The sequence below is a fragment of the Limnohabitans sp. B9-3 genome (assembly GCF_002778325.1).
GTDB classification, from domain to species: domain Bacteria; phylum Pseudomonadota; class Gammaproteobacteria; order Burkholderiales; family Burkholderiaceae_C; genus Limnohabitans; species Limnohabitans kasalickyi.
This window is the reverse complement of sequence record NZ_NESI01000003.1, coordinates 319207-343951: the sequence shown is the minus strand read 5'-3', so window position 1 is coordinate 343951 and position 24745 is coordinate 319207. Positions and strand designations below refer to the sequence as shown.

The 24745-nt window shown below is 58.2% G+C and carries 20 protein-coding genes; 15 read left to right on the top strand and 5 right to left on the bottom strand.

The genetic code is table 11. From position 1 onward, the window contains the following. The first annotated feature begins 37 nt into the window (after positions 1-37). The 3 genes from prfB (at position 38) to B9Z42_RS07005 (ending at position 4951) form a co-directional block, all read left to right on the top strand. Positions 38-1142 (top strand): peptide chain release factor 2 gene (gene prfB, locus B9Z42_RS07015; protein ID WP_100132626.1). Its coding sequence is split into 2 segments (ribosomal slippage): positions 38-118 and positions 120-1142, totalling 1104 coding nucleotides; the frame shifts between segments, so codons are not numbered across the junction. A gap of 46 nt (positions 1143-1188) precedes the next feature. Further along, positions 1189-3927 carry an aminopeptidase N gene (pepN, locus tag B9Z42_RS07010; RefSeq protein WP_100132625.1) on the top strand — a complete coding sequence of 913 codons (2739 nt, stop codon included), beginning with the start codon at positions 1189-1191 and terminating at the stop codon, positions 3925-3927. 10 nt (positions 3928-3937) lie between these two features. Next, a complete protein-coding gene (locus B9Z42_RS07005) occupies positions 3938-4951 on the top strand; it encodes a class 1 fructose-bisphosphatase (RefSeq protein ID WP_100132624.1) in 1014 nt (337 codons plus the stop codon). A gap of 46 nt (positions 4952-4997) precedes the next feature. Here B9Z42_RS07005 and B9Z42_RS07000 read toward each other — a convergent pair whose 3' ends face one another. Continuing rightward, on the bottom strand, positions 4998-5930 hold the full coding sequence (locus B9Z42_RS07000; protein ID WP_100132623.1) for a LysR family transcriptional regulator: 933 nt from the start codon (positions 5928-5930) through the stop codon (positions 4998-5000). Between the two features lie 107 nt (positions 5931-6037). Here B9Z42_RS07000 and B9Z42_RS06995 point away from each other — a divergent pair, with 107 nt between their 5' ends. The 10 genes from B9Z42_RS06995 (at position 6038) to B9Z42_RS06950 (ending at position 16335) form a co-directional block, all read left to right on the top strand. Continuing rightward, positions 6038-8212 carry a xanthine dehydrogenase family protein molybdopterin-binding subunit gene (locus tag B9Z42_RS06995; protein WP_199171999.1) on the top strand — a complete coding sequence of 725 codons (2175 nt, stop codon included), beginning with the start codon at positions 6038-6040 and terminating at the stop codon, positions 8210-8212. Further along, a complete protein-coding gene (locus B9Z42_RS06990; protein WP_100132622.1) occupies positions 8209-9189 on the top strand; it encodes a dihydrodipicolinate synthase family protein in 981 nt (326 codons plus the stop codon). The genes B9Z42_RS06995 and B9Z42_RS06990 overlap by 4 nt, the downstream gene beginning before the upstream one ends. A 1-nt stretch (position 9190) precedes the next feature. Further along, positions 9191-9688, top strand: a complete 498-nt coding sequence (locus B9Z42_RS06985) for a (2Fe-2S)-binding protein (RefSeq protein ID WP_100132621.1) — start codon at positions 9191-9193, stop codon at positions 9686-9688. Next, entirely contained in the window at positions 9685-11118 is a 1434-nt protein-coding gene (locus B9Z42_RS06980) for an FAD binding domain-containing protein (RefSeq protein ID WP_100132620.1), read from the top strand. The genes B9Z42_RS06985 and B9Z42_RS06980 overlap by 4 nt, the downstream gene beginning before the upstream one ends. Before the next feature lie 5 nt (positions 11119-11123). After that, positions 11124-11726, top strand: coding sequence for a 3-hydroxyanthranilate 3,4-dioxygenase (locus tag B9Z42_RS06975; RefSeq protein ID WP_100132619.1), 603 nt, complete (start codon positions 11124-11126; stop codon positions 11724-11726). A gap of 29 nt (positions 11727-11755) precedes the next feature. Next, on the top strand, positions 11756-12931 hold the full coding sequence (locus B9Z42_RS06970; RefSeq protein ID WP_100132618.1) for an ABC transporter substrate-binding protein: 1176 nt from the start codon (positions 11756-11758) through the stop codon (positions 12929-12931). Positions 12932-12997: 66 nt separating this feature from the next. Beyond that, positions 12998-13924 (top strand): branched-chain amino acid ABC transporter permease, encoded by a 927-nt coding sequence (locus tag B9Z42_RS06965; protein ID WP_100132617.1) that lies wholly within the window; start codon positions 12998-13000, stop codon positions 13922-13924. Next, positions 13921-14868, top strand: coding sequence for a branched-chain amino acid ABC transporter permease (locus B9Z42_RS06960; protein WP_100132616.1), 948 nt, complete (start codon positions 13921-13923; stop codon positions 14866-14868). Before B9Z42_RS06965 ends, B9Z42_RS06960 begins: the two co-directional genes overlap by 4 nt. A 1-nt stretch (position 14869) precedes the next feature. Further along, complete coding sequence (locus B9Z42_RS06955) at positions 14870-15625, top strand: ABC transporter ATP-binding protein (RefSeq protein ID WP_100132615.1); 756 nt, start codon at positions 14870-14872, stop codon at positions 15623-15625. Next, positions 15622-16335: an ABC transporter ATP-binding protein gene (locus B9Z42_RS06950; protein WP_100132614.1), complete on the top strand. Its 714-nt coding sequence runs from the start codon at positions 15622-15624 to the stop codon at positions 16333-16335. Before B9Z42_RS06955 ends, B9Z42_RS06950 begins: the two co-directional genes overlap by 4 nt. Before the next feature lies 1 nt (position 16336). On the opposite strand, the gene B9Z42_RS06945 is transcribed toward B9Z42_RS06950, so the two are convergent. The 3 genes from B9Z42_RS06945 to B9Z42_RS06935 are packed head-to-tail and all read right to left on the bottom strand — an operon-like array spanning position 16337 to position 21711. After that, positions 16337-17137, bottom strand: coding sequence for an aspartate dehydrogenase (locus B9Z42_RS06945; RefSeq protein ID WP_100132613.1), 801 nt, complete (start codon positions 17135-17137; stop codon positions 16337-16339). Beyond that, positions 17134-20007, bottom strand: a complete 2874-nt coding sequence (fdhF, locus tag B9Z42_RS06940; protein WP_100132612.1) for a formate dehydrogenase subunit alpha — start codon at positions 20005-20007, stop codon at positions 17134-17136. The genes B9Z42_RS06945 and fdhF overlap by 4 nt, the downstream gene beginning before the upstream one ends. Next, positions 20008-21711, bottom strand: a complete 1704-nt coding sequence (locus B9Z42_RS06935) for an NADH-ubiquinone oxidoreductase-F iron-sulfur binding region domain-containing protein (protein WP_233203554.1) — start codon at positions 21709-21711, stop codon at positions 20008-20010. A 96-nt stretch (positions 21712-21807) separates the two neighbouring features. On the opposite strand from B9Z42_RS06935, the gene B9Z42_RS06930 reads away from it, so the two are divergent. After that, positions 21808-22539 carry a class I SAM-dependent methyltransferase gene (locus B9Z42_RS06930; protein ID WP_233203553.1) on the top strand — a complete coding sequence of 244 codons (732 nt, stop codon included), beginning with the start codon at positions 21808-21810 and terminating at the stop codon, positions 22537-22539. On the opposite strand, the gene B9Z42_RS06925 is transcribed toward B9Z42_RS06930, so the two are convergent. Then, positions 22523-23824: a hemolysin family protein gene (locus B9Z42_RS06925; protein ID WP_100132609.1), complete on the bottom strand. Its 1302-nt coding sequence runs from the start codon at positions 23822-23824 to the stop codon at positions 22523-22525. The genes B9Z42_RS06930 and B9Z42_RS06925 overlap by 17 nt on opposite strands. 120 nt (positions 23825-23944) lie before the next feature. Here B9Z42_RS06925 and B9Z42_RS06920 point away from each other — a divergent pair, with 120 nt between their 5' ends. Continuing rightward, entirely contained in the window at positions 23945-24739 is a 795-nt protein-coding gene (locus B9Z42_RS06920; protein WP_100132608.1) for a 2-keto-4-pentenoate hydratase, read from the top strand. The last annotated feature ends 6 nt before the right edge of the window (positions 24740-24745 follow it).

Genomic DNA, 24745 nt, shown 5'->3' with positions numbered 1-24745 from the left:
TCTACGGTTTTCCCAGACTCGTAAAGAAGACACCATCATGGAAGCTGAACGCACCAACCTCATTGGCACCACCCTCGCAGACTTGAGCGTGCGTACGGTCGACCTCCGGAGGTATCTTTGACTACGATGCCAAAGCCGAACGCCTGCGCACCGTCAACGCCTCGCTAGAAGACCCCACGGTCTGGAACGACCCCAAAAAGGCTCAAGAACTCGGGCGTGAAAAGAAAACGCTCGATGGCGTGGTGGTCACCCTCACCCGCCTGACCCAAGAGCTGGCAGACAACACCGAGTTGTTTGAAATGAGCAAGGCCGACAACGACGAAGACGGCTTAATGACCATCGAAGCGGACACACAAGGCTTGGTCAAAACCATCGAAGAGCTCGAATTCCGCCGCATGTTCAGCAACGAAGCGGACCCGCTCAATTGCTTCCTCGACATCCAAGCCGGCGCCGGTGGCACCGAAGCCTGCGACTGGGCCAGCATGTTGTTGCGTCAGTACCTCAAGTACGCCGAACGCAAGGGCTTCAAAACCACGGTGGAAGACGAATCCCCCGGTGACGTGGCCGGCATCAAAGGCGCCACCATCAAGATCGAAGGCGAATACGCCTTTGGTTTGCTGCGCACCGAAACGGGTGTGCACCGCTTGGTACGCAAGTCGCCCTTTGACAGCTCGGGCGGTCGTCACACCTCGTTTGCGTCGGTGTTTGTGTACCCAGAGATTGATGACTCGATCGAGATCGACATCAACCCCTCCGACGTGCGCACCGACACCTACCGTGCGTCTGGCGCGGGTGGTCAGCACATCAACAAAACCGACTCTGCCGTGCGTTTGACCCACATGCCCACCGGCATCGTGGTGCAGTGCCAAGATGGCCGTAGCCAGCACAGCAACCGTGACGTGGCGTGGAAGCGCCTGCGCTCGCGCTTGTATGACTTTGAAATGCGCAAGCGCCAAGAAGAACAACAAAAGCTCGAAGACACCAAGACCGATGTGGGCTGGGGCCATCAAATTCGCAGCTACGTGCTGGACAACAGCCGCATCAAAGACTTGCGCACCAACGTCGAAATCTCAGCCACCCAAAAGGTGCTGGATGGCGATTTGGATGCATTCATTGAAGCTTCGCTCAAACAAGGCGTTTAACGGCTCGCCCGTTTTTCGCCCTTTTCCCTCTCTCTAGGACACCATCATGCTGCGTGAAGGCACTGCCCCACTGGTTCAACGTGCGGATTACACCGCGCCCGCGTTTTGGATCGACACCGTCGACCTGACGTTCGACTTGGACCCCGCCAAGACCCGCGTGCTCAACAAAATGACCGTGCGCCGCAACCCCGACGTGGCGGCACAGCCTCTGCGTTTGGATGGCGACGAGCTCAATTTGGCGCGCGTGCTGGTCAACGGCCAAGGCACCTCCTTCAAGATGGACGGCAGCCAGCTGGTGTTGGAGAACTTGCCGGAAGGCCATGAGCCTTTCGCGCTGGAAATTTTCACGACCTGCCTGCCCGCCAAGAACACCAAGCTCATGGGCTTGTATGTCAGCAACGACTCGTTCTTCACGCAGTGCGAGGCCGAAGGCTTTCGCCGCATCACCTATTTCTTGGACCGCCCGGATGTGATGTCGAACTACAGCGTCACACTACGCGCCGACAAAGCCGCCTTCCCCGTGCTGCTGAGCAACGGCAACTTGGTGGAAGAAGGCCCGCTCGACGACGGCCGTCACTTTGCCAAATGGGTCGACCCGCACAAAAAGCCTTGCTACTTGTTTGCCTTGGTCGCTGGCCAGTTTGTGTGCCGCGAACAACGCGTTAAAACCCGCTTGGGCAAAGACCACGTATTGCAAGTCTTCGTGCGCTCGGGCGACTTGGACAAAACCGAACACGCCATGAACTCGCTGATGGCCAGCATCGCGTGGGACGAACAACGCTTTGGCTTGAGCCTTGATTTGGAACGCTTCATGATCGTCGCCACCAGCGACTTCAACATGGGCGCGATGGAGAACAAGGGTCTCAACGTCTTCAACACCAAGTTTGTGTTGGCCAACTCGTCCACCGCCACCGACACCGATTACGCCAACATTGAGAGCGTGGTGGGCCATGAGTACTTCCACAACTGGACTGGCAACCGTGTGACCTGCCGCGACTGGTTCCAACTCTCGCTCAAAGAAGGCCTCACCGTTTTCCGCGACCAAGAGTTCAGCCAAGACTTGGCCGCTGAGGCATTGACCGTCAGCGCCACAGACCCTGCGCATGGCCGCGCCGCTGCAGCATCGGCCAAAGCCGTCAAGCGCATCGAAGACGTGCGTTTGTTGCGCACTGCACAGTTCCCCGAAGATGCAGGTCCGATGGCCCACCCCGTGCGTCCGGACAGCTATGTGGAAATCAACAACTTCTACACCGTCACGATTTACGAAAAAGGCTCTGAGGTCGTCCGCATGATGCAGACCTTGGCGGCAACGCCAGCTTCCAATATTTCATCGCGTGAAGGCTTCGCCCAAGGCATGAAGCTGTATTTCGAGCGCCACGACGGCCAAGCAGTCACCTGCGACGACTTCGCCCAAGCCATTGCCGACGCGAACCCCCAGTCGGCCTTGGCCCAGCATTTGCCGCAATTCAAACGTTGGTACGCCCAAGCAGGCACGCCCCGTGTGCAAGCGACGGGCGCCTACGACGCCACCACGCGCCGCTACACCCTCACCTTGAGCCAAAGCTGCCCACCCAGCCCAGGCCAAGACGTCAAAGCCCCGTTTGTCATTCCCGTGCAAATGGGCTTGATCGGCGCCGATGGCCGCGAAGTGCTGCCCAGCCAATTGCTGGTGCTCACCGAAGCCACACAAACCTTTGAATTTCACGATTTACCCGTCACCAGCGACGAAGCCCCTGTGCCATCGCTGTTGCGTGACTTCAGCGCGCCCGTGGTGTTGGAGATGGCCTTCACCCCTGCCCAATTGCTCACGCTCTTGGCGCACGACACCGACCCGTTCAACCAATGGGAAGCCGCACAACGCCTGTGCCTGAGTGCCGCACTCTCAGCCGTGAAAGCCAAGGGTGAACTCTCGCAAGTGCTCGACGCGGCCTTGGTGCAAGCCCTGCGCACCGTGCTTCGCAACCCCACCTTGGATGCCGCGTTCAAAGAACTGGTGCTGACGCTGCCCTCTGAAACCTACATCGCCGAACAGCTCGATGTGGTGGACCCACAGCGCATCCATGCCGTGCGTGAAGCCATGCGCGCCCAACTCGCGCGCGAGTTGCACGACGATTGGGCTTGGGCCTTCAACACCCACCGCGACAACGGCAACTACCGCCCCGACCCTCTGTCCAGCGGACGCCGCGCCTTAAGCGGCTTATCGCTAACCATGCTGTGTTTAGACGCCCGCCAGTCCGGCGATGTGGTGTGGCCAGGCCGCGCACTGCAAAGCTTCAAAGACGCCCACAACATGACCGACCGATTCAACGCCTTGAATGCCTTGGTCAGCAGTGGCCACGCCTTGGCCGCCGATGCCTTGCAGCGCTTTTACAACCTCTTCTCCAATGAAGCTTTGGTGATGGACAAATGGTTTGCCCTGCAAGCTGGCTGCCCTGACCGCGGTGGCAACGTGCTGCCCGTGGTGCGTCACCTGATGCTGCACCCCGATTTCCATATTAAGAACCCAAACCGTGCCCGCAGCCTGATCTTCAGTTTCTGCAGTGCCAACCCCGGTGCCTTCCACCGCACCGATGCCGCAGGCTACGTGTTTTGGAGCGAGCGCGTGTTGGAGCTCGACGCCATCAACCCCCAAGTCGCCGCCCGTTTGGCGCGCGCTTTGGACCGTTGGAGCAAGCTGGCCGAGCCCTACCGCACCGCCGCGCACGAGGCGATCAAACGTGTCTCCGCCAAAGCCGATTTAAGCAACGATGTGCGCGAGGTTGTCTCCCGCGCCCTTTCCCATTAAGGACTGATTCATGAGCATTTCTCTCACCCGCTATTTGGTCGAACAACAACGCGCCAAAGGCCGTATCCCGTCTGAGCTGCGCCTGTTGCTCGAAGTGGTGGCACGCGCTTGTAAAAGCATCAGCCACGCCGTGAACAAGGGTGCCTTGGGCAGCGAACTCGGCGACGTCATGGGCTCGGCGGGCAGCGAAAACGTGCAAGGCGAAGTGCAAAAGAAACTCGACATCATCGCCAACGACGTGTTGATCGAAGCCAACGAATGGGGCGGCCACCTGGCGGCCATGGCGTCTGAAGAAATGGACAGCATCCACGTGGTGCCCAACCGCTATCCCCAAGGTGAATACCTGTTGATGTTTGACCCCCTCGATGGCTCCAGCAACATCGACGTGAACGTGAGCATCGGCACCATCTTCAGCGTGTTGAAAAAAGTCGACCCCAACAAAGGCGTCAGCGAAGACGACTTCATGCAACCTGGCACCGCCCAAGTGGCAGCGGGCTATTGCGTGTATGGGCCCCAAACCACCTTGGTCTTGACCGTGGGTGATGGCGTGGCCATGTTCACCTTGGACCGTGAGCAAGGCTCGTTTGTCTTGACACAAGAAAACGTGCGCATTCCCGCTGACACCAAAGAATTCGCCATCAACATGAGCAACATGCGCCACTGGGACGAACCCGTGAAGCGCTACATCGACGAATGTTTGTTAGGCGAAGAAGGCCCACGCGGCAAGAACTTCAACATGCGTTGGATTGCCTCCATGGTGGCCGATGTGCACCGCATCTTGACCCGTGGCGGCGTGTTCATGTACCCCTGGGACAAGCGTGAACCCGGCAAAGCCGGCAAGCTGCGCTTGATGTACGAAGCCAACCCCATGAGCTGGTTGGTCGAGCAAGCGGGTGGCGCATCCACCAACGGCCAACAACGCATCTTGGACATCCAACCCACACAACTGCACCAACGTGTGAGCGTGATTTTGGGTTCTAAGAACGAAGTGGAACGTGTGACGAGTTATCACACCAAGGCCTAACTAGCGCTACACACCTAAAGCCCAGCAAGTTGCTGGGCTTTTTTGATCAAAACAGCCCTGCTCCCGCATGTTTCTTGAACTGATCCACAAACATCAGCACAGCGGGCGTCATCTCAGCCCCTTCTTTGGTCAAGGCCACAATTTCGCGCGACACGCTGGGTGAGACCAAATCGACCGTCGCCACCACGGTGGCCGACGACAGCGTTTGCGCCCGCGAGATCGCGTAAGAGGGCAACACAGAAATACCCTCGCCCTCACTGACCAAACCCAAGGCCGTGGCCACTTGCGACACCTCGTAGGCGGGCTGCATGTGTTTGTTCCATTTGGCAAAAGCTTTGTCGACCAGTGCACGCAAGCCGCTACCGTGGCGCATCAAAATCAAAGGCTCATCCAGTAAATCTTGCCACTCGACCTCACGCCGCTTTGCCAATCGGTGTGCACTGGGGCACACCAGCATCAGCTTGTCGGTGTAGACAGGTGTGGCCACTAAATCAGTGGCATCGCTGCTGGCCGTACACACCGCCATATCTACCTCACCGCGACGCACCAAATCGGGCAAAGACTCGACTGAGGCATCCAGCAACGTGACCTTGACCTGCGGGTGATGCAAACGAAAACTCGCAATGACTTTCGGAAACAACGCACTCGCCAACAAAGGCGAGGCCGCCACGCGCAAGCGTCCTGCCTTCACTTGTTGTGTGTTTTGTAACGCCGCAATGCCTGCTTCTAATTGCACAAACACCTGTTCCACAGTCGGCAAAAACTGAAGGCCTGCCTCGGTCAAGACCAAACGCCGCGTGGTCCGGTCAAACAATCGTGCGCCTAAGTCATCCTCCATGCCGCGGACCAACATCGACAAAGCCGAGGGTGTGAGGTGAAGTTTTTCAGCAGCGCGGGTCATGCTCGACGCATGCGCGACTGCCAAAAAGGCACGCAGTTGTCTCAAACTCAAATTGGAAGCAGCAAACTTGGAACTCATAGCCAGAGTTTATGCCGCTGATGGCCATCCCTGATTCAACAAATTGACTGCACGATTGTTCAATTTTTATCGCGCCACGCACACGCAAGGTTTGATTAAATTCAACAGTGACTCACCCGAACTCCACGCTCCCCTCTGGCAATGCAGCATCGCTGCATCAAGCCAAAACCAACACGCTGCGCCGCGAAGACAGCGCCTTGCTGAGGGGAGAAGGCTGTTTTGGACAAGACGTGGTGATTCCCAACGTCTGCCACATCGCCTTTGTGCGCAGCCCACAAGCGCATGCACAGCTGCTGGGCATTCAAACGGATGCGGCCTTACAAATTGACGGTGTGCTGGCGGTTCTGACCAGCAACGACTTGGGGCAACACAGCCTGCCCACCCACAACCCTTTGTTGCCCGTGACGCAAGACACCACGTTTCCTTTGCTCGCGCTTGACCGTGTGGCCTATGTAGGCCAACCTGTGGCAATCGTCGTTGCCACCAGCCAAGCCATCGCACGTGAAGCCGCAGGCGCTGTCACCTTGACCCTGCACACCTTACCGCCAAGCAATGACTTCGCATCCGAAGACGCCACCACACGTACCCAGCATCGCAGTGGCCAAATGCCCACAAACAGCGCGCATGTGGTGGAGGCAAACATCCGCTCGCCACGTGTCAGCGCCATGCCCATGGAGCCACGCGCCTGCAGTGCCAGGGTGCACGGCATCGACGCGACGACGGATGTGGAAAGCCCACATCGCATCACCGTGTGGCTGGGCACACAAACCCCCTCACGCGCACAGGCCGATGTGGCCCGCGTGCTGAATCTACCGACCGAACAGGTGCTGCTCATCAGTCCCGATGTCGGGGGCGCATTTGGCGCCAAAGCCTCGGTCAGTCCGGAAGACTTGCTGACGGCCCTCACGGCACAGCACCTGCAACGCAACGTGCAGTGGCTGGCCAGTCGCTCGGATGATTTTGTGGCGGGCATGCAAGGCCGTGGCTCAGTGCTGGAAGGTCGCTTGCACGTCAACGCCCAAGGCCTGTTGGAAGGCTTGTGGGCGCGGCTGCATTTCACGCTGGGCGCATGGCTGCCTTTTTCGGCCGTGGTGCCGCTGCGCAATGCGGCGCGTATCTTGCCTGGGCCTTATGCGCTGCAACACATCGACATCGAAGGCATGGCCACCCGTGCGCACGCGGCACCTGTGAATATTTACCGCGGTGCGGGCCGCCCTGAAGCGGCATTGCTGATGGAAACCTTGATCGAGCAAGCCGCCCGTCGGTGCGACATCGACCCAGTAGAACTGCGCAAGCGCAACCTCATTGCGGCTGACGCCATGCCCTACACCACGCCCACCGGCGAAGTGCTTGACTCAGGCGACTACGCCTTGGCTTTGCACAAAGCCTGCGAACAATTTGCTTACACCCAGGCGCGCGCGGATCAAACCCAACGTCGCCGTGAAGGCGAAATGGTGGGCATCGGCATGGCCTTGTATGTGGAGCCTTGCGGCCAAGGCTGGGAATCTGCACGCGTCATCCTGCATGAAGACGGACGCGTCACCGTAGCGAGCGGAGCGCCCGCACAGGGCCAAGGCCACGTCACGACGTTTGCACAATTGGCCGCCGACACCTTGGGCTGCGCGCCTAGGCAGGTCGAGGTCCATTTGGGCAACACCGAGCTCTGCCCAGCGGGCACCGGTGCATTGGCCAGCCGCAGCACGGCCATTGGGGGCAGTGCCATCGTGCAAGCGTGTCGTACTGTGCTGGCTCGCCGCGAGGGTGGCGAAGCACTGCCCATCACCGCGGAAGAAAAATTCACCGCCAGCGAAGCCTGGAGCTACGGCTGCGTGATTGCACAGATGCGCATCGACGTCGACACCGGCACGCCCACCATCGAGCGGATCACTTGGGTCGATGACGCAGGCCATGTGCTGCAACCGCAGTTGGTGCACGGTCAATTGATAGGCGGAGCTGCCCAAGGTTTGGGTCAAGCCATGATGGAGCGCTTGGTTTACGACGACCAAGGCCAACTCATCACCGGCTCGTTGATGGACTACGCCATCCCGCGCGCCGACACCATGCCCCCCATCCACATCAGCAGCATGCACACCCCCAGTCCCAACAACCTGTTGGGGGCCAAAGGCGTGGGCGAAGCGGGCTGCATTGGCGTGCCCGCTGCGTTGATGAATGCCGCGCGTGATGCGCTTTCGCCTTTGGGCGAATTCGATTTGCAACTTCCCCTCACGTCAGAACAACTCTGGCGTGTTTTGTCGACCCATTTTGAAAAGGAAACACCATGACATACAAAAAATCAGAAGCCAAGGAATACGCACGCGAACACATGGTGGGCGTTTGGGCGGCCAACCTCACCCCTTTCAACGATGCCTTGCAGCTCGATGAAAAGGCCTACCGCGACAACTTGAACCACTGGATCAACGACTTGAAACTGGGTGGCATTTTTATTGCTGGTAAGCAGGCTGAGTTTTTCTCGATGTCCATCGCAGAACGCAAGCGTTTGATCGACCTCTCGGTAGAAGTCGCCAGCGACGCAGGTGACCGCAACGGCGCAGGTGCCTGCGGCATCGTCACCTCCTGCTCTGACACCAACCTCGATGTGGTGTTGGAGCTGGCCGAGCACTCCAAAAACGTGGGTGCTGACTACGTGATCGTGCACAGCCCCGTGCTGCACTTTGGGGCAGACACCGACGAAACCATTTACGAGTACTACCGTTACCTGTCCGAAAAAATAGACCTCGGCTTGGCCATGTGGAACCACCCCGACTGCGGCTACGTGATGAGCCCCGAGTTGTGCGCCCGCATTGCCGAATTGCCAAACGTGGTGGCGATCAAATACAGCACCGACCGCGCCAGATATAAGCGATTGACCGAAATGGTGGGTGACAAAATTCACGTCAGCAATCCTGACGAACCCGATTGGTTAGACAACGTCATCGAACTCGGCTGGAAGCTCTACCTCTGCTCCACACCGCCCTTCTTGCTGCAATCCAAAGTGGACCAACGCATGAATGAGTACACCCAACTTGCGTTTGCAGGCAAGTTTGACGAAGCCCGCCAAGTGCGCGACAGTTTGGACCCCGTGCGCGACGCCATCAAACACAGCAAACCCAAAGGCAAACCCCAAGCGCATGGCAAGTACTGGCAAGAGTTGCTCGGTCAACACGGCGGGCCTGTGCGTCGTCCATTGCTGCAACTGACCGAAGCCGAACGCGAAGCCACACGCCAAGCGTTTGCCCAGTGCGGCTTGCGCACGGCCTGACATGAAGCTCTCGCTGCAGCTGCATGTCAATGGTCAAGCCTTGCGCTTGGACGTGGCACCGTCGGGCTTGCTGCTGGATGTGTTGCGCGAACAATGCCAACTCACCGGCACACACCAAGGCTGCGACACTGCCCAGTGCGGGGCTTGCACCGTGCTGGTCGATGGTGCCGCCGTAAAGTCCTGCAATCGCTTGGCCATGCAATGCAGCGGACAGCACATCACCACCATCGAAGGTGTGGCGCCCAACGCATCAGACCTGCATGTCATGCAGCAGTGCTTCAGCAAGCACCATGCCTTGCAATGCGGGTTTTGCACGCCCGGTTTGGTCATGCGCGCTCTGGCCATGGTGCAAGAAGATGTGCCAGCCGAAGACCAAGCGGTGCGTCATGCCTTGTCAGGTAATTTGTGTCGCTGCACAGGTTATGAAGGCATTGTCAAAGCGGTGTGTGAAGGCCTGACGTTGTTGCGCTCGTCTGCACCGGGTGCAACTGCCCCATGAAAAACACCGGCTACCTTCGCCCGCAAAGCTTGGCCCAAGCGCAAGCCATGCTGGCTAAACACCCAGACGCACAAGCCTTGGCAGGGGGACAAAGCCTGCTGGCGGCCATGAAACTGGGCCTGTGCCATCCCACGCATTGTGTGGACTTGCAGGACCTGCCAGAACTTCAACACATCAAACGCCACCCCGATCATTTGTGGATAGGTGCCATGGTCACGCACGAAGCGGTAGCCAACAGCGAAGACGTTCAGACGTGGTGCCCCATGCTCGCGCACCTAGCGGGTGGCATTGCCGATCCGCAAATACGCCACGTGGGAACGCTGGGCGGCTCTTTGGCCAACAACGACCCGGCAGCTTGTTGGCCAGCCGGTGTGATGGCCTGTGGGGCCACCGTGGTCACCACGCAGCGTGACCTGTCAGCAGATGAGTTTTTTCAAGGCTTATTTACCACAGCGCTGCGCCCTGGTGAATTGATCGTGGGTGTGAAGTTTCCGCGCATCACATCAGCCCAGTACCTCAAGTACGAGCAACCGGCGTCGCGTTTCGCTTTGGTGGGCGTGGCCGTCGCACGCGACATCCAACACAAGGTGCGCGTGGCGGTCACGGGCCTGGGACATGGCATCGTGCGTTGGTCAGAAGCCGAGCAAGCGCTCAACGGCCAGTGGGGCGTGCGTGCACTCGACGAGGTGTTAGCTAAAAAGGAAGGGGCATTGAGCGATGTGCATGCCAGCGCAGACTACCGCGCTCATCTGATGGCGGTGTTGTGCCGACGCGCCTTGGCGCAGCAAACCGGCGAATTGGCCGCTATGCCGCGCGTGAATCGACACGGGGCCAACCCTGCATCGCGCACACCAGAGGCGCCCCACAATGCAGGCTGCACACCTGAACAAACGCTGTCCGGCGAACACGTTCTGAATGCCACGCTGCCCCGTGTGTGGCAAGCGCTGCTCGATCCCGTCATCTTGCAGGCCAGCATCCCGGGGTGTTCGACCCTGCGTTTGTTGGCCACACATCACTATCAAGCCACCGTCAAAGTCGGTCTAGGCCCGGTGTCTGCGAAATTTGAGACGACGGTGCAACTCACGCCCGAAGTCGAACCCAGCGGTGACGCACAGCATGCCCAATGCCGTTTGCACGTCTCAGGGCAAGCCGGGGCCTTGGGCAGCGGACAAGCCCAAGTGCAGGTGCATTTGCGACAAGTTGGAGCGCAAACGCGCCTGGTTTGGACCGCAGACCCACAACTTCAAGGCACCTTGGCGCAACTTGGCAACCGCTTGGTACAAGCCAGCGCACAGCGTCTGAGTGAGCAGTTTTTTGAACGCTTTTCATGCGCTCTATCGGGTGAACCCCCGAGGCGTGGGGCTTGGTTTTTCTCTTATGCTTTGTTTCAACCGCTGCACCGTTGGTGGCAGCACTTTTTTAGGAAATAACGCTTATGTCTTCCGCCCATGAGATCCCACGCGTGGACCACTACAGCGCACCGTTGAATTTTCAGAATTGGATCGATGAACGCGCCAATTTGCTCAAGCCGCCGGTAGGCAACCAGCAAATCTGGAAAAATTCCGATTTGATTTGCACCGTTGTGGGCGGACCCAACCAACGCACCGACTTTCATGTTGATCCGTTTGAAGAGTATTTTCACCAGTTCAAAGGCAATGCCTCTTTGCTGATTGCCGATCGCGGCAAGTTTGAACGCGTGCATCTGCGCGAAGGCGATGTGTTTTTGTTGCCCGCTTTTGTGCGCCACTCTCCCCAACGCCCTGAAGCGGGGAGCTTGTGCACTGTGATTGAACGCACCCGCCCTCTGGGCCAGATCGATGCCTTCGAGTGGTATTGCGCCGAATGCGGCCACAGGGTGGCACGCCGCGAGTTGCAACTGCAGAGCATCGTGGAAGATTTACCCAAAGCCTTTGCTTCGTTTTACGACACCACAGATACCCAACGCACATGCCCGAATTGCGGTACGGTTCATGCTGGTAGAGACTGGCAAACTTGGCACCAACGTTGCGCACATAATTTCCCCAACACGGCCCTTTGATTTTTTGAACCACACCGGAGACTCAGCTCATGCAACAACGCACCCTCAAAGCCATTTGCGCAGCAGCCATTGCCACCTGCGCATTCGCCACCACATCGGCCTCTGCCCAAGTGAAAATTGGTTTCATGTCTACCTTGTCAGGCCCCGCAGCCTCGTTGGGCCAAGACATGTACGACGGTTTCATGTTGGGGGTGGAGCACGCAGGCGGCAAGCTGGGCGGCGCAGCCATTGAAGTGCTCAAAGAAGATGACCAACTCAAGCCTGAATTGGGCGTGCAAATCGTCAGTAAGTTCATCGAGCGCGACAAGGTTGACATCGTCACCGGCGTGACCTTCTCTAACGTGATGATGGCCGTGGCCAAACCCTTGGCCGATGGCAAAGCGGTGTTCGTCGGCTCCAACGCTGGCCCTGCCCCCTTGGCTGGTGCTCAGTGCAATGCCAACTTCTTTTTCACCTCTTGGCAAAACGACATGCAGGCTGAAGTGGTGGGCAAATACGCCACCGACAAAGGCTTCAAAAACGTCTACATCATGGCGCCCAACTACCAATCGGGCAAAGACAACGTGGCAGGTTTCAAGCGCTACTTCAAAGGTGGCGTGGCGGGCGAGGTGTACACCACCGTCAACCAACCCGACTACTCGGCTGAAATTGCACAAATGCAAGCGGCGAAGCCTGACGCCTTGTTTGTGTTTTACCCAGGCGGCATGGGCGTGAACTTTGTGAAGCAAATGCGCCAAGCCGGTTTGCTGGGCCAAATTCCTTTGCTGTCGGTGTCCACCACGGATGGCTCGACCCTTCCTGCACTGAAAGAAACCGCGCTCGGCGTGATCTCGGGCACCTTCTGGGGCCCAGACTTCACCAACGCAGCGAGCAAAAAGTTTGTGGCCGACTTTGAGAAAAAGTACAACCGCATTCCTTCGCAATACGCCGCGCAGTCTTACGACTCAGCGTTGTTGATCGACAGCGCCTTGAAGAAAACAGGTGGCAAAGCCAGTGACAAAGCGGCGTTGACAGCCGCCTTGCGTGCGGCCGATTTCAAGTCAGTGCGTGGCAATTTCCGATTCAACAAAAACGGGTTCCCTATCCAAGACATGCACGTGTTTGAAGTGGCCAAGGATGCACAAGGCCGTGTTTCTCTGAAAACTTCTTCAACCCCCCTCAAAGACTTGGCCGATCCTTATGTGAATGAATGCCCACTGAAATAAGCACTGTCTTGTCCTACACACCGGGGTTGGCTGTGAGGCAAACCCCGGTTATTTTTTAAAGATCGCATGAGTTTCAATTTGCTGTTGGCACAGGGCCTCAACGGGCTGCAATTTGGTGTGCTGTTGTTTTTGATGGCGGCGGGGCTGACCTTGGTCTTCGGGATCATGAGCTTCATCAACCTCGCCCACGGCGCACTCTATATGTTTGGCGCTTACTTTGCCGCTTTGGTATTTGCGGCCACAGGCTCGTTCGCTCTCGCCTTGCTGGCTGCTGCGGTAGGCGTGTTTGTTTTGGCCGCGCTGCTGGATGCCGGCGGGTTGGCTGTGCTGCACAGGCGAGACCACCTCGACCAAGTGCTGGCCACCTTTGGCATTGTGTTGTTCAGCAACGAATTTGTGCGCTGGGCTTGGGGCAATTCACCGCTGTTCATGGACACGCCTGAGGCGCTGTCGAACTCGGTGCAAATTTTTGGATTCAATTACCCCGCTTACCGATTCGCCATCATCGGCGTGGGCCTGAGCGTGGCTGTGGGTTTGTATGCGCTGATTGAGCGCACGCGCATTGGCATGCTGATTCGTGCAGGCGCGAGCAACCGCGAGATGGTGTCAGCGTTGGGCGTGAATATTGGCTGGCTCAACCGTTTTGTGTTTGCCTTGGGCGCAGGCTTGGCCGGTCTAGCAGGCGCAATGGTGGGGCCGATTTTGTCCATCCAGCCAGGCATGGGCGAGCCGATTTTGGTGTTGACCTTGGTGGTCATCGTGATTGGCGGCATTGGCTCGATTCGCGGTGCTTTCCTAGGCGCCTTGGTCGTTGGCGTGGTCGACACAATGGGCCGCGTGTTGCTGCCAATTTGGCTGCGTGAATTGTTTGACGCCTCCGTGGCCAATGCCGCAGGTCCGGCCCTGGCCTCCATGCTGGTGTATTTGTTGATGGTCTTGGTGCTGGCGTTCAAACCCGATGGCCTGTTTCCGGTGAAGGCTCGTCAACAATGAGTACCCCGCAAGCAACATCACACACCCGTTTGCGTACCTTATTGGCTGGCCTGCTCATCACCGCCTTGGCCGCCGTGCCGGTGTACGCGTGGTTCACACAAGACGTGTATGCCCTCACCTTGTTTGGTCGCATCTTGGCTTTTGGTTTGGCAGCGCTGGGCTTAAATTTGGCGCTGGGTTTTGGCGGCATGGTGAGCTTGGGCCATGCCATGTACATCGGTTTGGGCGCTTATGCCGTAGGCATCTTGTCGAGCTTGGGGATGCACTCAGGTTGGCTGCACATGGCCACGGCCGTGATCGTCACCGTGGTGATTGCCGCGCCTTTGGGTTGGGTGGCACTGCGCACACAGGGCATTGCATTCATCATGATCACACTGGCTTTTGCGCAGCTGTTTTATTACGTGTTCGTCAGCCTCAAAGCCTTTGGGGGTGACGATGGCATCAGCTTGCAGCAACTCAGTGACTTCGGCTTTTTGACCGGCAACAAATTTGCCATTTATGTGTCGCTGCTCATCACCGTGCTGTTGGCGTTGTGGGTGTTGCAACATGTGGTGGCCTCGCGCTTTGGGTTGGTATTGCGCGCCACCAAAGTGAATGATCGACGTGTACAGGCCTTGGGGGCACGCAGCTTGCCCTACCGCATCACGGCCTATGTGATCTCGGCGGTTTTGTGCGCGTTGGCAGGCTTTTTCTTGGCCAACCTCACGGGCTTTGTGTCGCCCGCCATGATGACCTGGGCGGTCTCGGGCGAGCTGATCGTGATGGTGCTCTTGGGTGGTATGGGCAGCGTGTTTGGGCCCTTGGTCGGCGCCTTTGCGCTGCTCCTAACCGAAGAGGGTTTGAAATTATTGACGGAGCGCTGGCCCATGATCTTGGGCCCGCTGATCGTGTTGATCGTGATTTACCTCAAGCGCGGGCTCTGGGGCCTGCTGGAGGAGCGTTGAGATGAGCAACTTGTTAGAGGTACGCGGCTTGGTCAAAAACTATGGCGGTCTGCGCGTGACTGACCATGTGAACATCCGCCTGCAAGCAGCACAAATCCATGCCTTGATTGGCCCGAATGGCGCAGGCAAAACCAGCTTGGTGAACCAAATCGTGGGTGAAGTGCGCAGCGATGCGGGGCAAATTTTTCTTAAAGGCCAAGACATCACGCACTGGTCGGTGGCCAAGCGTGCGCGCGCAGGTTTGGGGCGCTCGTACCAAATCAACTCGGTCATTCCTGAATTCACCGCTTTAGAAAACGTGTTGCTGGCCGTGCAAACTGCACAAGGCCACAACTTTCATTTTTGGCAGGCGGCCACCTCGCAACGTGAATTGGTCGAACGCAGCGACGCCGTGTTAGAACTGCTGGGCTTGCTGGCTGTGCGCCAACAGCGCGTGAGTAACTTGTCTTACGGTCAGCAACGCCAAATTGAATTGGCCATGGCTGTGGCATCTCGACCCGACGTGCTTTTGCTCGATGAGCCCATGGCAGGCTTAGGGCCAGCAGAAACGCAACACATGATTGAAGTACTGCAAGGTCTGCGCCAGCAGTTTGCCATCCTGTTGATCGAGCATGACATGCATGCCGTGTTCTCGCTAGCGGATGAGGTGAGCGTGTTGGTCTATGGCCAAGTGGTGCTGTGCGACACACCCGACGCTGTTCGCAACAGTGACATCGTGCGTGAAGCTTATTTGGGCGATGAGGCGCTGAACGCATGAGTACACCGCTGTTAGAAATTCGGCAAGCCACCAACGGCTACGGTGGCAGCCAAGTGCTATTTGACATGGCCTTGTGTGTGCAAGCGGGCCAATGCGTGAGCTTGCAAGGGCGCAACGGCATGGGCAAGACCACCACCCTCAAAAGCATCATGGGCTTGTTGCCGCTGTGGCAAGGCGAGGTGCTGTGGCAAGGCCAAGCCATTCACGCATTGCCACCCCATCGCGTGGCACAACTGGGCGTTGGTTTGGTGCCCGAAGGGCGGCAGATTTTTCCTAACCTCACCGTCTGGGAAAACTTGGTGGCCACCGCAAGCCCTGCACGTGCAGGCAACAAGGCCTGGAACTTAGAACGCGTGTACGCCTTCTTTCCACGCTTGGCCGAACGTCAAAACAACTTTGGTAACCAGCTCTCGGGCGGGGAACAACAAATGCTGGCCATTGGCCGTGCCTTGATGACCAACCCACAGCTGCTGATCTTGGACGAGGCCACCGAAGGTTTATCGCCTTTGATCCGCGAAGAGATTTGGGCCGCTTTGAAAGTGCTGCGCAACGAAGGTTTGTCGATCTTGGTGACCGACAAAAACATGCAGCAACTGATCACGCTGTGCGACATGCACTATGTGATGGAAAAAGGCCGCTGCGTGTGGTCTGGCGACTCCGCCGCGTTCCGTGAAGATGCCAGTGTGCGTGAGCGTTATTTGGCGGTGTAACTTAGCCAAACACCACGGGCGCAAAGTGGCGCTCCACCGTCGCCAACAAACTCAAGCCCACGACCCAGGATGTTTTGGGGTTGTCCGGTGATGGACGGTTGGTGATGTCAGCATGCATCTCACCAAACGCGCCTGTGGCGTGCACAAGGTGTGTGTTGCCCTTGGCTTGAGGATCTACCACGATGCGCACTAACGTGCGCTCAAAGCCCGTCCCCGCCAAAGCCAAACTGGCCGCCACATTCAGGTTTTGGGGATAGCGCAATGCCGCTTCACGCGCATGGCCATCAAATAACACCACGTCCTCGGTCAACGGCTGCGCAATGCCTAAACGTTGCAACTCGTCGGCCCATGCCGATGGCGGTTTGCGGGATTCATAGACCACCTTGGTGTCGGGCAAATCGCGTACGGCACGGATGTAGTCCAACGCGCCAATGGCACCACTCGGAAAAATCAACTTCGCCCCACCTTGCTCGGCTGCTTGGCAAAGCTGGTTGAAAAACGCCTCATCGGCCATAGCCCCCACGGAGACCGCCACAAACGACAAGCCTGCCAGCAAACACGCATGCGCATACTGGTGCACAGCATGGTGACCCGCAGCTTCCACCACCAAGTCGGGTTTGAACTGCTGCACCTCATCCAAACTCGTCAGAGATGCCACACCTGAAGGCAGCTTGCTGCGCGAAGGTGAGTCTGCGCGCAACAGCACAGCCACCTCGCAATCGGGACCATGCTTTTCGCGCAAGCGGCCGATTAACTCTGCTGCGATGGCGCCGTAACCGATGATGACTAAACGAGCTTTCATGATGGATGTTTGTCCAAAGCAGGGTTTACGCCAAAACCCACATTTTCTGGCAACTTACCCCCGCCATGAATGGTCACCGCGCAGTATTTGAATTCGGGAATTTTGCCGAACGGATCAAGCGCCGCGTTGGTCATCAAGTTGGCGGCAGCTTCGTAATAAGCAAACGGCACAAAGACCGACCCTTGTGGTGTGCCGTCGTCGCGGCGCACATGCAAGGTCACCTGGCCACGGCGTGAGGCGATGGTGATCACGTCGCCCGGCCCTACCTTCAGGCGCTGCATGTCTGCGCCGCACATGGACGCGGTGGCTATGGGCTCAATCGCATCCAACACGGTGGCGCGACGCGTCATGCTGCCGGTGTGCCAATGCTCCAGTTGGCGGCCCGTGATCAACACGAAGGGATAGTCGCTGTCTGGGCGCTCGTTGGCGGGGATGATGTCGGCAGGCACCAAGTGCACACGGCCATCGTCGGTCGCAAAGCTGTCAATGAACACGGTGGGTGAGCCGGGGTCTTCTTCGCTCAAGCAGGGGTAGGTCACGCTGGACTCCCGCTGCAAACGCTCCCAAGTGATGCCACCGATGGCCGCATGCATGGCTTGGCGCATTTCGTCGTAAACCTCGGCCACGCCGTCGTACTCGCCTGGGTAATTCCAAGTCAGGTCAACACCTTTGGCAATTTGTTGAATGATCCACAAATCGGGCTTGGCTTGACCGGGGGGATCAATGGCTTGCTTGCCTAACTGCACCATGCGGTCGGTATTGCTGACCGTGCCGGTTTTTTCGGGCCATGCGGTGGCGGGTAGCACCACGTCGGCCAGCCATGCGGTTTCGGTCATGAAAATATCTTGCACCACCAAATGCTCGAGCGACGCCAAGGCATGGCGGGCGTGGTTCAAGTCGGGGTCGCTCATGGCGGGGTTCTCACCCATGACGTACATGCCGCGAATTTTGTGTGGGTCACTGTCGTGGGCCAAGGCTTTGTGCATGATTTCGACGACGGTGTAGCCGGGCTGGTCGTCCAGCGGTGTGTCCCAAAACTTTTCAAACCATGTGTGCGCCGCTTTGTTGGTGACGCGTTGGTAGTTGGGGAACATCATCGGAATCAAGCCAGCGTCGCTGGCACCTTGCACGTTGTTTTGACCGCGCAAAGGATGCAAGCCAGAACCGGGCTTGCCGATTTGGCCGGTCACCGTGACCAAGGCAATCAGGCAACGCGCGTTGTCGGTGCCGTGGATGTGCTGGCTCACGCCCATGCCCCACAACACCATCGAGCCCTTGGAGGTGGCGAACTCGCGTGCCACTTCGCGCAGCGTCTCAGCGGGAATGCCACAAATCGGCGCCATCGCTTCAGGGCTGTAGCCTTTGACGTTTTCTTTCAAGGCTTCGTAATTGTTGGCACGGGTGCGGATGAAATCTTCGTCCACCAGACCTTCGTCAATCACCGTGTGAATCAGCGCGTTGAGCATGGCCACATCGGTGTCGGGTTTGAACTGCAAGGTGCGCCAAGCGTGCTTGCCAATGTCGGTGACGCGAGGATCGGCCAGCACAATTTTGGCGCCACGTTGGGCCGCGTTCTTCATCCACGTGGCGGCCACGGGGTGGTTGGCCGTGGGGTTGGAGCCGATGACAAAAATCAAGCCGGCATGTTCCACATCGTTCACTTGGTTGCTCACGGCCCCCGAGCCGACACCCTCAAGCAGCGCGGCCACACTGGAGGCGTGGCACAAGCGCGTGCAATGGTCCACGTTGTTCGAGCCAAAGCCGGTACGCACCAATTTTTGGAACAAATACGCCTCTTCGTTGCTGCCCTTGGCAGAACCAAAACCCGCCAGCGATTTTTTGCCGTGCGTGTCGCGCAGCTGTTTGAGCTTGCCTGCCCCCAAAGCCAAGGCCTCGTCCCAAGTGGCTTCGCGAAACACCTCTGACCAATCGGCTGCGTCGCGGTTAAGGTGAGCAATGGCTTCAGTGTCTTTGGGTACGCCGGGTTTGCGAATCAGCGGAACGGTCAAGCGCTGTGGGTTGTGGATGTAATCAAACCCAAAACGGCCCTTCACGCACAAACGGTTGTGGTTGGCGGGGCCATCGCGGCCGTCCACACTGACAATTTTGTTGTCCTTCACGTTGTAGGTCAGCAAACACCCCACACCGCAGAATGGACACACCGAGTCCACCTTTTTATCCACCACTTGCGAGCCCACTTGGCTCTTTGGCATCAAAGCCCCTGTCGGGCAAGCTTGCACACACTCGCCGCAAGCCACGCACGAGCTGTGGCCCATAGCGTCATCCAAATCAAACACGATCTGGCTGTGTGCGCCACGGTTCGCGTAGCCAATCACGTCGTTGACCTGTTCTTCACGGCATGCGCGCACGCAGCGGTTGCACTGAATGCAGGCATCCAAGTTCACAGCCATCGCGGGGTGAGACACATCACAGGCAGGTTGTTCGCGACGCAATGCATCTAGCTCTGGACGGACTTTGACATCCAGACGAGCAGTCCACTCGCTCAACTCGCCGTGTTGTCCTTCATCGTTCCATTTGTAGCCCGTATCAGGCATGTCAGAGAGCAGCATCTCCAACACCATCTTCTGACTCTTCACCGCCCGCTCACTGACCGAAACTTCCAGCCCCGCAGTCGCCGTGCGGCAGCAACTCGGCGCCAAGGTGCGCTCACCTTTGATCTCCACCACGCAAGCGCGGCAGTTGCCATCGGCACGCAAACCGTCTTTGTAGCAAAGATGCGGGATGTCGACGCCGTGACGCTGCGCCGCCTTCAAAATGGTTTCGCCCTCGTAGGCTTGCACCACTTGGTCGTTGAGCTTGAACTCAACCGTTTGCGGCATCAAAGCGGCAGGTTTGATTGAGGCGTTCATTCAAACGATCTCCTCTGAGAAGTACTTTTGCACGCAACGCACGGGATTGGGCGCAGCTTGGCCCAGACCACAAATCGAGGCATCGGTCATCACTTGGTTCAGGTCTTCCAAGGTGGTGTTGTCCCACACCTTGGCCTGCATGAGTTGCGCCGCCTTGGCGGTGCCCACACGACACGGCGTGCACTGGCCGCAGCTTTCATGCGCAAAGAAATTCATCATGTTGATGGCTGCGTCGCGCGCCGAGTCGTGTTGGCTCAGCACAATCACCGCCGCTGAACCAATGAAGCAGCCATAGGGCTGCAGGGTGTCAAAGTCGAGTGGAATGTCGTTCATACGCGCGGGCAAAATGCCGCCCGACGCGCCGCCGGGCAAATACGCATACAGCTGATGACCGTCCAACATGCCGCCGCAATACTCATCAACCAACTCTTGGAGGGTGATGCCCGCTGGTGCTAACTTGACACCCGGCTGATTGACACGACCGCTGACGCTGAAACTGCGCAAACCTTGGCGACCGTGTCGGCCAAAGCCACTGAACCACTGGGAGCCTTTTTGCACGATGTCGCGCACCCAATACAGCGTTTCAAAGTTGTGCTCGAGGGTGGGCCTGCCAAACAAACCCACTTGCGCAATGTAGGGCGGACGCATGCGCGGCTCGCCGCGTTTGCCTTCAATGCTTTCAATCATGGCGGACTCTTCGCCGCAGATGTAGGCGCCAGCGCCTCGGCGCAACTCGATGTGCGGCAAGGGGCAAGGTGGGTTGGCTTGCAACTGCGCCAGCGCTTGCGTCAGCAGCTCGCGGCAGCCGTGGTACTCGTCACGCAAGTAAATATATATAGCGTCAATGCCCACCACATGGGCCGCGACCAACAGGCCCTCTAAGAAGCGATGCGGGTCACGCTCAAGGTAAGTGCGGTCTTTGAAGGTGCCGGGCTCGCCCTCGTCAATGTTGACGGCCATCAAACGCGGCGCGGGTTGCTCGCGCACGATGCGCCATTTGCGCCCCGCCGGAAAACCTGCACCGCCCAAGCCGCGCAGGCCAGAATCTTCCATGGCTTTGAGCACGGGCTCGGCATCGGTTTTTCCTGCATAAAGGTCAGCCACCAAGCGGTAGCCGCCATCAGCCACATACTCGTCCAAACCCACATGCTCGGTCATCACTTGATGGGTTTGGTTGGTTTGCACAGCGGCAAGTACGCGTTCAGGCGTGGCATGCGAAATCGGGTTTTGGTGCACAACGGCAATAGGCGCTTGTTCGCATCGGCCTACACACGGCGCAGGGATGACGCGCACATCGGCACGCCCCAACAAAGCGGGTAATTTTTCAAGAAGCTGTTTGGCACCCGCTAGCTCGCAGCTCAGGCCATCACACACACGCACGGTGAGGCCAGGCGCCACCTCGTCCCCACGTATCACCTCAAAGTGGTGATAGAAAGTGGCCACCTCAAACACCTCGGCCATAGGCAGCTTCATCTCTTTGGCCAAAGCCACCAAGTGGCGATCGTGCAAACAGCGGTAAGCATCGTTGAGTTGGTGCAAATACTCAATCAACAAGTCGCGGCGATGGGGTGCTACGCCCACCAAGGCCCGCACCTCTTGCAGGGATACCTCATCGGCTTGCCGACCTTTAAGTTGACCTTTTCGGCGAATAGCGTCGCGCATCTGATCGGCAGAGGCCAAGGGCTGGGAGTAGGAGGACGTCATCGTGGTTTTGCGTGATCTGATTTCTAACGGGTATTTTCAGGCGAAACGTCATATAGACCTGTCGCGTTAGCCCTATCATTCTGACCTATGAAATTCATGACTTGGCCTGCCCCTGCCCTGCTTGCTTGGGGTTCATCGTGGCTCATCTTCAAAGCCTTGCAAATGACCGGGCTGAGCGAAACCATCGCCCTGGTCGTCGCCGCTTTTTGGGGTGGATTTTTGAGCAAGTTTGGCAGCACGCCCATGCGCAAAGCATTGATCGTGCTGGGATTTCCGCTGTCCATCATGGTGTCGTCGACCCACTTGCACATGCCGCCATGGATCTGGCTGCTACTGCTGGGACTGATTGTGTTGGTCTACCCTCGCCAAGCTTGGCGAGACGCGCCTTTGTTTCCTACACCGAAAAAGGCGCTCAAACATTTGCCCGACCACATCAGGCTGCTGGGTGGTGCACGGATTTTGGATGCAGGCAGCGGCTTAGGTGATGGCCTGATCGCCCTGCGCGACGCCTACCCACGCGCCGATTTGAATGGCCTAGAAATGAGCTGGCCGCTGCGCATTTTGAGTGCCTTGCGCTGCGGCTTTGCGCGCATTCGCCAGGGCAATATTTGGTTGGCCGACTGGAGCAGCTACGACATGGTGTATTTGTTTCAGCGCCCAGAAAGCATGCCCAGAGCCGTTGAAAAAGCAGAGGCTGAATTGAAACGAGGTGCGTGGCTGGTGAGCCTAGAGTTTGAGGCCCGTGAGCTGGTGCCTCACGCCATGGTGGACAGCCGCGATGGCCGTCCAGTCTGGATCTACCAAGTGCCATTCAAACGACGCGGGTAACCAGCAACTTGTCGATGCGACGACCATCCAAATCGACCACTTCCAGCATCCAATCCCCGCACGCCACGCGCTCGGCCACCTTGGGTAAATGGCCTGAAATTGCCATCACCAAACCAGCCACGGTGTTGTAGATACCACGGTCTTCATCAGGCAGCTCGCGAATTTGCAGGCGTGCCTTGAATTCGCTGACAGGCATTAACCCGTCAATCAACCAACTGCCATCGGGCCGTGGTGTGGCCCATGCCTCATCGGCGGAAGCGGCATGCAACAACTCGCCCGTGATGGCCTCTAACAAATCACGCGGGGTCAGCAAGCCTTGCACCACGCCGTACTCGTCCACCACCAGCACCATGCGCCCATGCGCGGTGGCCCGCTCGGCTGGGCGGCGAAATTGCTCTAACAAATCCAAACCGCTCAAGGTCTCAGGCACAAACGACACGGGCTGCGCCAACCGATCCACCGTCATGTCGGTGTTGGGCGGCAAGCGCAGCAGCTGCGACACGCTGATCGCCCCCACCACATCGTCTAAGCCACCTCGGCACACGGGGTACCAAGAGTGTGCACCTTCAGCGCCGACCTGCGCCAGCGCTTGAGGCACGGATGTTTTGGCATCCAGCCATTCAATGTCCGAGCGGTGAACCATGATGGACGTGAGTGTGCGTTCATCAAGGTTGAACACGTTTTGCACCATTTGGTGTTCGTGCTGCTCAATCACCCCCGCATCCACGCCCTCGACCAAACTGGCTGTGATTTCTTCTTCGGTGACCGTTCGTGCGCCGTCTACGTCAATGCGCAAAAGTTTCAAAATAGCGCCTGTGCTCGCCGACAAAAAATAGACGAAAGGCTTGGCGACGGTGGCCAACGCCAGCATCAACGGCGCAGTCACGCGAGCCACGGCCTCAGGAAACAATTGACCAATGCGCTTGGGCACCAGTTCACCAAACAAGATGGTGCTGAACGTGATCAGCGTGACCACCAAGGCGGTGGCCAAGCCTTCTGCAAAGCGTTCGGCCACGCCGTGATGCGCTAGCCAAACCGACAGGCCATCGCTGAAAGCAGCCTCACCCACGATGCCGTTGAACACGCCGATGGACGTGATGCCAATTTGCACGGTCGATAAAAACTGCGTGGGCTGCGCCATCAAGGCCAATGCTGCGCGTGCGCCGCTGTCGCCCGCCTCGACCAACGCGGCCAAGCGCGCCTTGCGGCTCGATGAGAGCGCCATCTCCGACATGGCAAACACGCCATTGAGCAGCGTCAGAAAAACGATGAGAAGAACATCCATGCGCGGCACTACAAGATTAAGAATTGAAGACGGTTCACCCCTGTCACTTTACTTGATTGGTCGCGTGCAAACCTGCGCATTAAACTCGCGCTCATCGATGAAGTTTGAGACAGGATTGCTATGTCGGATACCACGTCAACCCAAACAGCCTCTGAAATGCTCGCGCGCCATTGGCAAGCAGGCACCACCTTAGAGGCCTTGCCGCCCGCACTTCGCCCCGCGAATCGCGAAGAGGGCTATGCGGTTCAGGCTTACTTAGAAGCCCTCAGTCAACAACCACTCTTTGGCTGGAAAATCGCGGCGACCAGTGCGGCAGGCCAGCAACACATCGGTGTAGACGGACCGATGGCGGGTCGCCTACTGGCCGAGATGGTGCACCCCAATGGCAGTGCGGTGCCCTTGGGTGCCAACCGCATGCGCGTGGCCGAAGCAGAGTTTGCCTTTCGCATGGGCCACGATCTCCCGCCGCGTGAAACGCCCTATGACGTGGAAGAAGTGCTTGCCGCAGTGGCTGCGCTTCACCTGGCCATCGAAATACCCGACTCACGTTATGCAGATTTCGCAACAGTGGGTGCGCCACAACTGATCGCAGACAACGCCTGCGCCCACCAATTTGTGCTCGGCCCCAAAGCGCCTGACCTATGGCGCGAACTCGACTTGGCCTCGCACCGCGTCGTTGCCAAAGTCGGCGCGCGGTATACGCGCAATGGCATCGGGTCAAACGTGTTGGGTGACCCGCGTGTGGCCCTGACTTGGTTGGCCAATGAACTGTCCAAGCTGGGCATCACATTGGCCGCTGGACAAGTCGTCACCACCGGTACCTGCGTGGTGCCCTTGGAGATCCAAGCCGACGACACGGTGGCTGTCGATTTCGGCGTGCTGGGCCACGTCAGTTGCTCATTCACCGACGCTTGAGACAGT

Excerpts from the sequence above, each read along its gene's own strand:
- pepN (WP_100132625.1), top strand. The coding sequence starts at position 1,189 with ATGCTGCGTGAAGGCACTGCCCCACTGGTTCAACGTGCGGATTACACC.
- B9Z42_RS07005 (WP_100132624.1), top strand. The coding sequence starts at position 3,938 with ATGAGCATTTCTCTCACCCGCTATTTGGTCGAACAACAACGCGCCAAA.
- B9Z42_RS07000 (WP_100132623.1), bottom strand. The coding sequence starts at position 5,930 with ATGAGTTCCAAGTTTGCTGCTTCCAATTTGAGTTTGAGACAACTGCGT.
- B9Z42_RS06990 (WP_100132622.1), top strand. The coding sequence starts at position 8,209 with ATGACATACAAAAAATCAGAAGCCAAGGAATACGCACGCGAACACATG.
- B9Z42_RS06985 (WP_100132621.1), top strand. The coding sequence starts at position 9,191 with ATGAAGCTCTCGCTGCAGCTGCATGTCAATGGTCAAGCCTTGCGCTTG.
- B9Z42_RS06980 (WP_100132620.1), top strand. The coding sequence starts at position 9,685 with ATGAAAAACACCGGCTACCTTCGCCCGCAAAGCTTGGCCCAAGCGCAA.
- B9Z42_RS06975 (WP_100132619.1), top strand. The coding sequence starts at position 11,124 with ATGTCTTCCGCCCATGAGATCCCACGCGTGGACCACTACAGCGCACCG.
- B9Z42_RS06970 (WP_100132618.1), top strand. The coding sequence starts at position 11,756 with ATGCAACAACGCACCCTCAAAGCCATTTGCGCAGCAGCCATTGCCACC.
- B9Z42_RS06965 (WP_100132617.1), top strand. The coding sequence starts at position 12,998 with ATGAGTTTCAATTTGCTGTTGGCACAGGGCCTCAACGGGCTGCAATTT.
- B9Z42_RS06960 (WP_100132616.1), top strand. The coding sequence starts at position 13,921 with ATGAGTACCCCGCAAGCAACATCACACACCCGTTTGCGTACCTTATTG.
- B9Z42_RS06955 (WP_100132615.1), top strand. The coding sequence starts at position 14,870 with ATGAGCAACTTGTTAGAGGTACGCGGCTTGGTCAAAAACTATGGCGGT.
- B9Z42_RS06950 (WP_100132614.1), top strand. The coding sequence starts at position 15,622 with ATGAGTACACCGCTGTTAGAAATTCGGCAAGCCACCAACGGCTACGGT.
- B9Z42_RS06945 (WP_100132613.1), bottom strand. The coding sequence starts at position 17,137 with ATGAAAGCTCGTTTAGTCATCATCGGTTACGGCGCCATCGCAGCAGAG.
- fdhF (WP_100132612.1), bottom strand. The coding sequence starts at position 20,007 with ATGAACGCCTCAATCAAACCTGCCGCTTTGATGCCGCAAACGGTTGAG.
- B9Z42_RS06935 (WP_233203554.1), bottom strand. The coding sequence starts at position 21,711 with ATGACGTCCTCCTACTCCCAGCCCTTGGCCTCTGCCGATCAGATGCGC.
- B9Z42_RS06930 (WP_233203553.1), top strand. The coding sequence starts at position 21,808 with ATGACTTGGCCTGCCCCTGCCCTGCTTGCTTGGGGTTCATCGTGGCTC.
- B9Z42_RS06925 (WP_100132609.1), bottom strand. The coding sequence starts at position 23,824 with ATGGATGTTCTTCTCATCGTTTTTCTGACGCTGCTCAATGGCGTGTTT.
- B9Z42_RS06920 (WP_100132608.1), top strand. The coding sequence starts at position 23,945 with ATGTCGGATACCACGTCAACCCAAACAGCCTCTGAAATGCTCGCGCGC.